Genomic DNA, 13,065 nt, shown 5'->3' with positions numbered 1-13,065 from the left:
GAGGGAGTACCCATGGAGCAACGGCTTACGCCTAAGCAGGCGGAATGGACTCCCATTCGCCCCAAGAAACGCCTGGACTGGATTGCGGTGCTGAATGCAACCTTTCTAATCCTGATTTCACTGCTGTGTATATTGCCTCTGATTCATATTGTAGCGGTATCCTTCAGCTCAAGTGCGGCGGCTTCCGCAGGGTATGTCAGGCTCTGGCCGGTAGACTTCACGCTGGCCTCCTATATGTATACGATGAGCCGTACTGAATTCTGGCAGTCGATGCTTGTCTCGCTGACCCGAATCGGCATCGGAACTCCGCTGAATCTGCTTTTGACCATTCTGGTGGCGTATCCATTATCCAAAGAATCACATGCCCTGCGGTTCCGCAGCGTGTATGCCTGGGCTTTTTTCGTTACCATGCTGTTCAACGGGGGACTGATCCCCTGGTATACGACCATTAAAGAGTACGGCTTGCTCGACTCGATCTGGGCGCTTGTGCTGCCCGGTGCGGTTCCGGTGTTCAGTGTGGTGCTGCTGCTGAACTTCTTCCGGGAGATTCCGAAGGAGCTTGAAGAAGCGGCGCTCATTGACGGGGCGGGGCATTTCCGGACGGTGTGGTCCATCTTTGTACCGATTTCCAAGCCTGCGCTCGCTACACTTGCCTTATTCTCGATGGTCGAGCACTGGAATAGCTGGTTTGACGGCTTGCTGCTCATGGGGAATCCGGCCAATTATCCGCTCCAGAGCTATATTCAGACGATTGTCATCCAGCAAAATCTGTCGAACATGTCACGTGACGCGATGCTGGACCTGGCGCTGATCTCGGACCGGACGCTCAAATCCTCCCAGATCTTCCTCGGCTCCCTGCCGATTATCCTGGCGTACCCGTTCCTGCAGAAGTACTTCGTGAAGGGGATCGTACTCGGCAGTGTCAAAGGCTGACCTCAGAGAAGTTATGCAGCAGCCAGCGGAACTCCCGGAATTCAGGCTATAATGGTGAAAAATGATTCTTGGAGGCCTGGTCATTGTTCTTCCAAAAGGATTCCTCACTGCGTAATACGATCTTTCTGCGGATGATTGTGACCTTTCTGCTGATTATGCTGCCTATTCTTATCTTTGCCGTCTATCTGTATCAATGGATTGTGCAAACCGCAAGTGCGGATATTAGAAGCTCAGCCAGTGCCCAGACGGAATTCTATCTGCGGGATATGGAGAATGAGATCGAGCGGATGAAGCTCATGCAGTACAGCCTGCTGGAGGATGAGGATCTGAACAAGCTGGCGCTGACCTGGGAGACGCTGCCGACCATTGACCGCACAGAGAATCTGAATTCGCTGATGAAGCGGTTGTTCATCGTGCAGAACAGCAGTACGTATATCAAGGACGTACGGGTTCATATCATGACCATAGGCAGAACCATCTCGTCTGTTGGCGGTGTACGTGAGATCGAAGGGAAGCGCTTCCGCGAGATTCGTTCGGTCTTCGGAGACCGCCGCTCCCAGGTCATTGAATGGCAGGGAGGCTTGTATCTCAGTGCGATGAAGCAGCGGGGCGTCAAGGGCGCAGAGCCGATTCTGACGGTGGAGATCGAGCTGGACATCCAGGAGCTGCGGGCGGCGCTGGGCCAATTCAATACCTATCCGGGCAGTGGTACGCTGCTGCTCTCAGACCGTGCAAGCTTTGCATTGTCCAGTGTGACGGGAGATCTGGCCCATGCGGACCCCTCCCAGTATTCTCCCAAGATCCGCTCGGTTGCCTCCGGGGAGCGGCTAAGGATTGCAGGGGCACCTTATTATATTGTCCAGTCGGGATCGCAGGAGCTTGGTTTGTCCATCTACCGGATGATCCCGGAGGGCATCATCAAGACCCCGTTAAGCAAATTCTATACCTGGGCCTGGGTATTTGCCGTAGCTGCGCTTGCCATCATCATTGCTTTTGCGCTGTCCACATACAAGTTCATCCACAAGCCCATGCTGACGCTGGTCAAGAGCTTCAGGAGAATGGAGCACGGAGATCTGGATATTCATATCAAGCATGAATCGAGGGATGAATTCCGGTATTTGTACAGCCGCTTCAATCAGATGGTAAGCAATCTGCAGTCCTTGATCGATCAGGTGTATAAGCAGACCATCATGGCGCAGCGGGCCGAGCTGAAGCAGCTTCAATCGCAGATTAATCCGCATTTTCTCTATAACAGCTTCTTCATTCTGAACACGATGGCCAAGACCGGTGACACCGAGCGGATCGAACAGCTCACGACCATGCTCGGGGAATACTTCCAATTTGTCACCCGGAACGCTTCCGATCTGGTCTCGATGGAACAGGAGATTCATCATGCGCGGATGTATACAGAGATTCAAGCCATGCGCTTCTCCCGGCGGATCGGGGTGCGGTTCGATCCCTTGTCCGAGGAGCTGAAGAGGGTATCCGTCCCCCGGTTGATTGTCCAGCCGATTGTGGAGAACGCGTTCAAGCACAGCCTGGAAAAGAAAGCGGCAGAGGGTCTGATCATTGTCCGCTTTGCGCAGGAGGGCGCTGAAATCCGCGTGATTGTGGAGGATAACGGCGACCGGCTGACGGATGAGACACTGGCGCAATTGAATGAGTCCCTTAACGTGTGCCAGGAGCAGGCAGAGACGACCGGGCTGGTGAACATTCACCGGCGCCTTCGCATTACCTTCGGGGAAGAGAGCGGCCTGCTCGCTGAGCGGAGTGCACTGGGCGGACTAAGGGTGACCATCCTTCTTAGAGCTGGAGGTGAGCATACAGGTGTACAGGATGATGATCGTTGACGATGAAGAGATTATTACGGATGGCCTGGCGGTTATTTTTGGCAAAATGGACCTGGGTCTGGATATCTACAAGGCTTATTCGGGCCAGGAAGCGCTGGAGCTGTTACACCGCACCCGGGTGGATATCGTCCTGTCCGATATATGTATGCCTGAAATGGACGGGCTGGAGCTGATGGAGCATATCCGCCGGAGCTGGCCGCAGTGCAAAATCGTGTTCCTGACCGGACACAGCGACTTCAATTACGTCTATCAGGCGATTCAGGCCCCGGGCGTTCAATATGTGCTCAAGAATGAAGGTTATCCGAAGCTGATTGAGGCGGTTAAGCGTGCGCTTCAGGAGCTGAAGGATACGATGCAGGTCAATGATCTGATCCGTCAGTCCAAAGAGCAGCTTAACACGCTGGAGACCTTGGCCCAGGGAGACTACTTCCGCCATCTGATTCACAGTGTCAAAGTAGATCAGGAGGTGGCGGAGGACTTCAGCCGGCTGCGGATTCCGCTGGATGCTTCACTGCCTGTACTGATCGCACTGGGCAGCATAAGTGATTCTGAGTCTCCGCGGACCTATTCCGACCGCCAGGAGACAGCGCTTGCGGTTAAGTTCCTGTCGGAGAAGCTGCTGAAGGAGCGGACGGTAAGCCTCGGGGTCATCGACCGGTACGGCGACCTGATCTGGCTGATTCAGCCTGAGCGGTCAAGGGATCTGGACAGGGCGGAGACTTTTGAACAACTGGGCAAATTCCTTGAAGGTACCTTCGAGCTTATACAGCAGGCCTGCCGGGAGTCGCTGGAGGTCGGGATGGCCATTACCCTCAGTGCAGAGGAATTCCAGTGGGCCAGGCTTCCCATGCTGTACGATAAGGCAAGACAGGTGCAGCATTACCGGGCGGGTGACGGGGAGCAGATGGTGCAGAGGGTGAACCTGAATGAGGCGGCTGCGCCGGACCCCGTCCGTGACCGGTTCCTGCGGGACAAGGTGGATACCTTGGCTGCGCATCTGGAGGCAGGCCGCAAGGAGGAGTTCCTCCGGCTGTTCGGGGAGATGGCAGGACCGGCGGGGCAGGACCGGGGAAGATGCAACCCTTATCTCACCGAGCTGTATTATACGATTGCCCTGATGCTGATGTCGTATATCAACCGCTGGGAAGCTGATGAGGCGGTAGGCGTGAGCAGTCTGATGCAGCTGGAGGTCCACCGTACTCTGGGAGAAGCGTTCCGTTATCTGCGGGATACGGCAGAGCTTCTGTTCTCCGTGAGGAAGAGCGGGGAGCAGAAGCGGGCGGCCGGGGTCATTGATACCCTCTGCTTATATATTGAAGAGAATCTTACCCGGGATCTGTCGCTGGTCCGGCTGTCGGATGTGATCCATTTCAATCCCTCTTATCTGTCCCGCCTGTTCAAGCAGGAGCGCGGAATTAATCTGTCCGAGTATATAGAAGACATGCGAATCCGCCAGGCCAAGGACCTGCTGAAGCGAGGGGAGCTGAAGGTTGCGGAGGTCGGCTCGTTAATTGGTTATGTGACCCCGCAATCCTTCACCCGGGTGTTCAAAAAGTGGACCGGAACCACGCCGCAGGAATACCGTACGGATATGCTCAGCGGTTGAATGGTGTTAACAAGTGGAAACGAATGCCGTCCTTTAAACGGACGGCATTCGTTTCAGCGTGCAACATATAGATTCTTATATTTTGAAAAAATCGCTCCTTCGGGATGGATGGCGGTGCCTCCATATTCCGGGGGAGCGATTGTTGGTGTGCAGCTATTAATGCGGGCGTGGAGCGAGCCTATTCAGGTCTGCTGCTCCTCAGACTTGGGAGTGTGGCTAGGCCGTAACGGACTGAGAAGCTCTTATTCCGGTGGAGTTAGGAATCTATTATAAATAAATCCGGTAGTTTCCGCTTAGCGCCAGCATAGTGAAGAAGTACAGGCAGTTGTCATAATACCGCCGCTCCCCGGTGCGCAGCGGGGTATTCCAGAACCGCTGGACGAAAAGCCCGGCATCCGGTCCATCGGCTGCAAGCGAAGCCATAGCCAGGGTTGCCAGCAGGCCGACCGGATGGAGGGAAGGCTCGTCAAACGGCTGGCCGTCAATGGTATAACGCCGGTAATCCGCAGGATCTATGTCCCGGAAGAACGCCTGAATCCGGTTAGACTGCTCAACCTGCCAAGGGTCACAGCGGAACCATTCATAGTCCAGCCCGATGTTGGCGGCAACCCGGTAAGCATCGCTGAAGAAGTGGCGGAAGTCACCGTGCGGCTGGGGTTCGGCCGGAGTTCCGTCGTAATTGGCATATTCCGGTGACAGGCCGGTTTCGGGATGGCAGGCTTTGTGCAGATAGGCTCTGCTTTTGGCAGCCGCGTCCTTCCAGAATGCCCGGTCCGCCTCATCCGCCTGCAGAGCGAACAAATCATAGAAATGCGGTAAATGGTAGGAAGGGTCGCTGAAAGGCGTCTCGGGAATGAACTTAACCAGCCGGGTTGCAGGGTCCCACATGGGATCGCCTTCTCCGTCTTCGCCTTTGTGTACACAGGCGCGGAGAATAATTCTGGCCTGCTCGGAATAGTTGAACGGCTCGGCACCATCGCTCCAGCGCGCCGACGCAAAGAACAGCGCCATGGCGAAGAACTCTTCCCCGTCCGGTGCCGGACCGGGAGACAGCCGCGTGCCGTCCAGCTTGCAGTGCCAGGCGAAATAATCCTTATAACGGCCCTCCGTATGCTGCATATAGACCTTGGCGAACTTCCAGAGCCGGTCGAATTCCTCCTTTTTATCCATTTGAACCGCCATCATCATCCCGTAGGACATGCCTTCGGTACGCACATCAGTATTACCGGTATCTACGATATACCCCTTATCGTCACCCATAGGATGGTAGATCCGGACCCCTGGAGCGCCGTAGAAAAGCTCGTTCCACGTATCTTCAAGTCTCTGCGCAATGGCCTCGGACGGCAGGCCGTTCTCAAGAAACAGGTTTCTGTATTGTTGTGTATAAAAGGTGCCTTCTGTGGTCGTACTCATAATCATCCTCCAGGCAGATCATATTTTGCCCAAAGTATATCACAACCGGAGATATAGAGATTAAAGCGTTTTCCTTGAAATTTATAGAGTATTCCGGCGGCCTTCCCGTAATCTAAGAATAGATCAAACTTAGGTGTCTATATGTCATGGACTTCACTTAAGCGGCTTCTCTATACTGAGAGGGACATGTTTTAAGGTGAATATGAAGGTAAGGGTGATATTCTTATGAATAAGGTGCAGGGTCCTATGAAGCTTACAGTGTATACACGGTTGCCGGACCAGGATTACACGGCGTCTCTGAGCAACAGCGTTCATCTTGCCTGTACAGATGAGTCTGGCGGATATCAGCCTTTGAACCGGAACTATGGCCTGTTGTTCGCCGTGGCTACCGTGGATGAGAATAATGTGATTCATGAAAAAGGACTTAAAAATCCCTATCTATTCCGCACACCCGGCGGTGCTTTCGGCATTATTGCGGTACGAGTAGATGCTCTCGGGGAGGATGACGAGGAGAGCAAAGGGCAGCTTCTTTTGTGGACTTCACCGGATCTGATCACCTTCGATGATCAGGGGCTTGTACCCTTGGACAAGGAACGGTATGTACAAGAAGCCGTCTGCGGATTTGACAAGACGAGCGGACTATATGAGATACGCTGGCAGGATAACGGCGGTAACTGGTATGTGAACCGGCTGGCGGATCTGCGGAAGCCGGACCTTATATCGCCGCCGGAACCTGCAGAACTTGTTGCGGTAGAGCGGCCGGCTCAGCCGCTGCCCGGAACCCGTCCAGGGAATGAGATTACGGTAGACTACGCCGTCGGCCATAGGGTACAGAGGGCCTGGACTCCGGTGCATAACACGGGTATCCGCGTGGCGGAGCAGGCCAGTATCCGCTCCGCCGACGAATTGACAACGCTTAGAGCTACAGCGCTGTACTCTGACGGCTCCACCGCTGACAAGCCGGTAGCCTGGGATACCGATGGTATTGACTTTACCGTGCCCGGAACCTATACCGTACATGGCAAGGTAGTCACGCACGACCTTCCGTTCCCCTTGGCAAGCGGCTATGCTGACCCGGTAATCCTTCCGTGGAACGGCAGGTATTATTTCCTTGCCACCAATGACAATGCCGGGGATATCGGTATCTATGTCCGCGTGGCAGATACATTGCAGGGTTTATTCGCCCCTGGCTTCCAAGAAGCCGTTATTCTGGATCAGAATGAGGAGCTGAATTTCATCCAGACCTTCTGGGCACCGGAATTTCACCTCATCGGCGGGGAGTTGTACATTCTGTTCGCCGTAGGCGGAACAGTATGGGGGCCGCAGTGCCATCTTATGAAGCTGAAGCAGGGCGGCGATATTATGAATGCCGCCGATTGGAGCACGCCGGTCCGGGTGAAGCAGATGGATGGTACGCCTTTGACAGAGGACGGCATTACGCTGGATATGACTTATTTCAAGGCAGATGATACTTCCTGTGTCGTCTGGTCGTACCGAAAGGGAATCGGAACGCCGCTGGACACCGGCTCCATGCTGTATATCGCAACCGTTAATGAAGCGGACCCTGCGGTATTAACCAGCGAGCCGGTGCTGCTCTCGCGTCCGCTGCTGGGCTGGGAGAATGTTCAGGGCACAATCAATAACGAAGGCCCTTATCCGCTGATTACGGCAGAGACCGTGTATATTGCTTATTCCGGCGGGGCTGCAACGGGGTATACCTATGCGGTGGGCTGGTTAAGCATTTCCCGGGGCGGCGATTATCTGGATGCCGGGGCATGGAGCAAAGCCAGCACTCCTGCATTGTCATACTACTCATTGGAGGGGATCTACGGTCCGGGGCACAACTCATTCTTCCAGGATGTTGATGGCACGGTGCTGATCCTGTATCACGGGGAAGAGCAGCTGGTGAAGCATGGGACGAGATGCTCGGCGATGCACAGAGTCCATTTTAACAGCGAGGGTAAGCCGCTACTCGATGTAGCCAATGAACGGGATGTACACCCCGATTACGCCGATTGCGTTATACAGGTGACGGTGCAATCTATATAAGAAGCACTACAGAAATAAACAAAAAGCAAAAGATGCGGAGGGGAAATTTGGAACTGTAGGAGCGGTAGCGACCGCCTGAAAGCTTTCCGCAGGAAAGCTCGCTTCGGAAGCAGCAGCAGTCCCCGGATTTCCTCCGCGAAGAGCGGTATCAATCAAGAAATCTGGGGACAACAGCGGCCGGAAGTCCAAATGTTCACCGCAGTAACGACGAAGCTCAAGTTCAAAACCTAAGTGCGTCTTATTATATATAACAACTAGGAGGACAACAGAAATGACACAACAACAGGGATTCAATCCGTATCTTCCATCCTGGGAATATATCCCGGATGCTGAGCCTTATGTATTTGAAGGCAGAGTGTACGTGTATGGCTCGCATGACCGGTTCAACGGACACGCCTTCTGCCTGAACGACTATGCCTGCTGGTCTGCGCCGGAGGACAATCTGGCCGATTGGCAGTATGAGGGTGTGATCTACCGGAATACGGATGACCCGCTCAATCCCGAAGGCAATATGTGTCTCTACGCACCGGATGTGACGAAGGGTCCGGACGGTCGGTATTATCTCTACTATGTACTGGACAAGGTTCCTGTCGTCTCGGTGGCTGTCTGCGACAAGCCGGGCGGCAAATATGAATTCTACGGCTATGTAACCTACGGTGACGGCACGCGTCTGGGCGAACGGGCAGGCGACGAGCCGCAGTTCGATCCCGGGGTATTGACCGAAGGAGATACCACCTACCTGTACACCGGCTTCTGCGGGTACGGGGATAAGTCCAGACACGGCGCCATGGCTACCGTGCTAGGCCCTGATATGCTTACGATTATGGAGGAGCCTGTGTTCGTGGCACCGAGCCAGCCTTACAGCGAGGGGACCGGATTTGAAGGCTATGAGTTCTTCGAGGCCCCGTCCATCCGCAAAAGAGGGGATATCTACTACCTGATCTATTCTTCGATCTCGATGCATGAGCTGTGTTATGCGACCAGTAAGCATCCGACCCGGGACTTCGTCTACCAGGGAGTCATTGTAAGCAATTGCGATCTGCATATTGATACTTATAAGCCTGCGGACCAGCCGATGTATTATGGCGGCAATAACCACGGCAGTATCGTAGAGGTTAATGGAGAATGGTATATCTTCTACCACCGTCATACCAACGGGACCGCGTTCTCGCGCCAGGGCTGCATCGAGCCGATTACGTTCCGTGAAGACGGCACCATCCCGCAGGTGGAGATTACAACCTCCGGCCCGAACGGCGGCCCGCTGGAGGGACGCGGAGAATATCCGGCTTACCTGGCCTGTCATTTGTTCACCAAGGATCAGGAGATGTACACCGGAGGTTTCGGCCGGATTGGCGCCTGGATGGACAGCCGGTTCCCGAAGATTACCCAGGACGGCAGAGACGGCGATGAAGAGATCGGCTATATTGCCAATATGACCGATTCGGCTACCGCCGGATTCAAATATTTCAGTTGTGAAGGGGTTACCCGGGTCTCCATTAAGGTGCGCGGCTACTGCCACGGCGAGTTCGAGGTGAAGACAGCTTGGGACGGACAGGCACTTGGACGTATCCCGGTAGGGTTCACGAATGTCTGGAAAGAATACACTACGGAAGTGGCAATTCCGGACGGCGTTCAGGCGCTGTATTTCACCTATACCGGAGGCGGGGGCGCCCAGTTTGCTTCATTCACACTGGAATAACCCGCAGGACCTCCTGAATATGGCCTGATACACAAGCAGCACCTGGAAGTTCCCGGGTGCTGCTTGTTTGCTACACCCCGGAAGAATAACGGGCCTTGTAGTCGGAAGGGGTCATGTTCATATAATGCCTGAACCACTTCGAGAAGTAGCTGACATGCTGATAGCCCGACTCCAGCGCAGCCTCCAGCACGTTATATGATCCGCTGCGGAGCAGACTGGCCGCCTGGCTGATGCGGATATAGTTCAGATATTCCATTGGGCGCATACCGGTCTGGGCTTTGAAAAACTTGCAGAAATGCGAGCGGCTAAGCGATACGACGGAAGCCAGCTGATCCAGCTCCAGCCTGTCACGGGAATGCTCCTCCATATAGCTCAGCACTTCCCTGATTTGCCGGTTGTATTCCCGCCCGTGACGGGGTTCCGGCTCCGGATTCTGTCCGGTCAGCCCGTAGTGATGGCTGTCTGCAATGAACAGCAGCAGGAGGGCCTTCAAGCTCAGTTCATACGCCGCAGACTTGTGTTCATAGCGGTTCAGCAGCTCTTTTACCAGATAGAGCAGTGGAGTATGGGTATCGTCCGCAGCAGATAACAAGGCAGGCAGCCGGGTTGTCCCCTGCAATAGAGGGTCCAGGAACAGCTCCTGCACCCGGTCGGGATACGGTGAAGACAGCCAGGAGCATTTGAACACGATGGAGTAATAACAGGTGCCGCCTGAGACGGTGTCCATGCCTGAATGAAGTTCCCCCGGGTGGACGATCAGGGCATCGCCTGCCTGCATGGCGAACTCCCGGCTCTCGATATAGAAGACAGCCCGGCCCTCCGCCAGATAGATGATCTCCATCTCGTTATGCCAATGCACGGGCAGAATCGAATGGACGCGGGCCTGATGCTCCACCCGGTAGATATGAAGCGGGAATTCAGGCTGACCATGCAGCTTGTTCTCGCGGTAACGGTGTTCGTACATGATTACCTCCTGCGAATCGCAATATTGTGCCTATAAAGCACAAATATATGCTAGATAACGGATATTAATAATAATATCATTGTAATCAAAGGAAATCATAATGAAGGGTGGAACTATTGTGAAACTGATCGCTACACACTCCGGTACAGATGGCGTAAGGCTGGAGACTACAGAGGGGATTATGCATATCGCCATGTATACGCCGGGCATCGCCAGAATCCGGTATACCCTGAATGCGGAGCTAAGCGGGAAAGAGAGTCTTATGGTGGTGAACCATCCAGAGGCTGAGAGTGTAGAGTGGAAGGTCACAGAACAGACCAGCCATCTGGAAATATCGACAGCACTGCTTACGATTCAAGTGGACAAAGAGACCTGTGCATTCAGCTACCGGGATGCGGTCGGAGCGCTGCTGACACGGGAGCCGTCCAGAGGCGGCAAGACCCTGGAGCGGACCGAGGTCTATCATACGGTCTTCGATGCTTCGGCAGATACGGTTGAGACCGGCCAGGGGGCCGATGGTCTGCGCGCGCGCGCCGAAGGGGTCAACCGCAGGCTGGACAGAGAGGCTTTTCATACGAAGCTGGAATTTGAATGGCAGGAAGACGAAGCGCTATATGGACTTGGCTCCCATGAGGAAGGGATGATGAACCTCCGGGGCCAGCAGCAATACTTGTATCAGCAGAATATGAAAGCGGTTGTTCCGGTGCTTGTATCTACACGCGGCTATGGGATTCTGGTAGATTCGGGGTCATACATGACCTTCCATGATGATGCCTTTGGCTCCTATCTCTGGAGTGATGCCGATGAAGACATGGATTATTATTTCATTTACGGGCCGGAGTTCGATCAGATTACTGCGGGAATCCGTTATCTGACCGGGGAAGCGCCGATGCTTCCCAAGTGGTCCTTCGGGTATGTACAGTCCAAGGAGAGGTATATCTCCCAGGCAGAACTCATTGCCACTGTGCAGGAGTACCGTGAGCGTTCGCTTCCCCTAGATTGTATTGTGCTTGACTGGCAGTCCTGGACGGGGAATCTGTGGGGGCAAAAGACCTTCGATCCCGAACGTTTCCCTGATCCCTCGCAGATGATGGACAGCCTGCACGCCATGAATGCCAAACTCATGGTATCCATCTGGCCGATTATGGGCGCGGGCGGGGCCAACCATGAGGAGATGAAGGAACGCGGCTTCCTGCTCGGCAATCAGGCCACCTATGACGCCTTTCAGGAGGAAGCGCGCGAATTGTACTGGAAGCAGGCCAATGACGGGCTGTTCTCCCACGGAGTCGATGCCTGGTGGTGCGATTGCACCGAGCCGTTCGAAGCGGACTGGAAGGGCGCGGTGAAGCCGGAACCGGAGCAGCGTCTGCTGATCAACACCTCGGAATCCAAGCGTTATCTCGATCCGGGGCTGATCAATGCCTATTCCATGCAGCATTCCAAAGGCATCTATGAAGGCCAGCGTGCAGCCACCTCAGAGAAACGGGTGGTTAATCTGACACGGTCGGCTTTTGCGGGGCAGCACCGGTACGGCACGATTACATGGTCAGGGGATATCGCCGCCAATTGGGAGACGCTGAGGAAGCAGATTGCTGACGGCCTTAACTTCTGCCTGACAGGCTCTCCGTATTGGACACTGGATATCGGCGCTTTTTTCGTGAAGAAGATGAAGGAGCAATGGTTCTGTAACGGGGATTATGATGAAGGTGTCGCCGATCTCGGATACCGTGAGCTGTATGTCCGCTGGTTCCAGCTAGGGGCCTTCCTGCCGATGTTCCGTTCCCATGGAACGGATACGCCAAGAGAGGTGTGGCAGTTCGGAGAAGAGGGGGAGCTGATGTATGATACGCTTGTGAAATATCTGAAGCTCCGCTACAAGCTGATGCCTTACATCTACTCACTGGCCGGAGCCGTCGCACACCGCAGCTATACTCTGTTCCGTGCGCTTGCCTTCGACTACCGGGAAGATGTGCAGGTCCATTCGATCGGCGACCAGTTCATGTTCGGTCCGGCATTCATGGCAGCTCCTGTAACGGAGGCAATGTACTATGGTCCCGGCTCGCGTGAGCTGGAGGGAATCTGTAAGCAGCGCAGTGTCTACCTGCCGGCGGGGGAATGGTACGATTACTGGAGTGATGAACGGATAGAGGGCGGCCAGACGATTGAAACCAAGGCCGACCTGGAGACACTACCCCTCTTCGTCCGCGCCGGCTCGATTGTTCCGCTTGGCCCCGAGGTTCAATATACGGACGAACAGCCGGATGCTGTGATTAGTCTCAAGGTATACGGCGGCAAGGATGTCTCCTTCACCCTGTATGAAGATGAAGGGGATAACTACAATTATGAGCATGGCTACTATTCCATGATCTTGATGACCTGGAGCGAAGCGGACCGCACTTTGACCATCGGGAAGCGGGCAGGAGGGTATGCCGGTATGCAGGCGGTAAGAGCATTCGCTGTAGAGATTGCCGGACAGGCCGGAAGCTGTATGGTAACTTATGAGGGTGAAGCTGTAACCGTCCGGGAAGCAGATTTGGGTTAAAATAATGCT

General features: G+C 54.5%; 8 protein-coding genes. 6 read left to right on the top strand and 2 right to left on the bottom strand.

Going from position 1 to position 13,065, the window contains the following annotated elements; translation table 11 throughout:
• The first annotated feature begins 12 nt into the window (after positions 1-12).
• The 3 genes from HQN87_RS21755 to HQN87_RS21745 all read left to right on the top strand — a co-directional run bounded on the left by HQN87_RS21755 (position 13) and on the right by HQN87_RS21745 (position 4,389).
• Complete coding sequence (locus HQN87_RS21755; RefSeq protein WP_173137593.1) at positions 13-933, top strand: carbohydrate ABC transporter permease; 921 nt, start codon at positions 13-15, stop codon at positions 931-933.
• Between the two features lie 83 nt (positions 934-1,016).
• The gene (locus HQN87_RS21750; RefSeq protein ID WP_246553501.1) at positions 1,017-2,783 is read left to right on the top strand and encodes a sensor histidine kinase; all 1,767 of its coding nucleotides are present in this window, start codon (positions 1,017-1,019) and stop codon (positions 2,781-2,783) included.
• Positions 2,770-4,389 (top strand): response regulator, encoded by a 1,620-nt coding sequence (locus HQN87_RS21745; RefSeq protein WP_254075604.1) that lies wholly within the window; start codon positions 2,770-2,772, stop codon positions 4,387-4,389. The genes HQN87_RS21750 and HQN87_RS21745 overlap by 14 nt, the downstream gene beginning before the upstream one ends.
• 267 nt (positions 4,390-4,656) lie before the next feature.
• Here the strand turns inward: HQN87_RS21745 and HQN87_RS21740 are convergent, their stop codons facing one another.
• Complete coding sequence (locus tag HQN87_RS21740) at positions 4,657-5,802, bottom strand: family 8 glycosyl hydrolase (RefSeq protein ID WP_173137589.1); 1,146 nt, start codon at positions 5,800-5,802, stop codon at positions 4,657-4,659.
• Positions 5,803-6,048: 246 nt separating this feature from the next.
• Between HQN87_RS21740 and HQN87_RS21735 the strand changes: the two genes are divergently transcribed.
• Positions 6,049-7,851, top strand: a complete 1,803-nt coding sequence (locus tag HQN87_RS21735) for a family 43 glycosylhydrolase (RefSeq protein WP_173137587.1) — start codon at positions 6,049-6,051, stop codon at positions 7,849-7,851.
• 271 nt (positions 7,852-8,122) lie between these two features.
• Entirely contained in the window at positions 8,123-9,550 is a 1,428-nt protein-coding gene (locus HQN87_RS21730; protein WP_173137585.1) for a family 43 glycosylhydrolase, read from the top strand.
• 70 nt (positions 9,551-9,620) lie between these two features.
• On the opposite strand, the gene HQN87_RS21725 is transcribed toward HQN87_RS21730, so the two are convergent.
• Positions 9,621-10,514 (bottom strand): helix-turn-helix transcriptional regulator, encoded by an 894-nt coding sequence (locus HQN87_RS21725; protein WP_173137583.1) that lies wholly within the window; start codon positions 10,512-10,514, stop codon positions 9,621-9,623.
• Between the two features lie 118 nt (positions 10,515-10,632).
• On the opposite strand from HQN87_RS21725, the gene HQN87_RS21720 reads away from it, so the two are divergent.
• On the top strand, positions 10,633-13,056 hold the full coding sequence (locus HQN87_RS21720; RefSeq protein WP_367272766.1) for a glycoside hydrolase family 31 protein: 2,424 nt from the start codon (positions 10,633-10,635) through the stop codon (positions 13,054-13,056).
• Positions 13,057-13,065 lie beyond the last annotated feature (9 nt).

Source organism: Paenibacillus tritici (genome assembly GCF_013204885.1).
Taxonomy (GTDB): domain Bacteria; phylum Bacillota; class Bacilli; order Paenibacillales; family Paenibacillaceae; genus Paenibacillus_AQ; species Paenibacillus_AQ tritici.
Note: the sequence above shows the minus strand (reverse complement) of the source record. Positions and strands in the feature narration are given on the sequence as shown.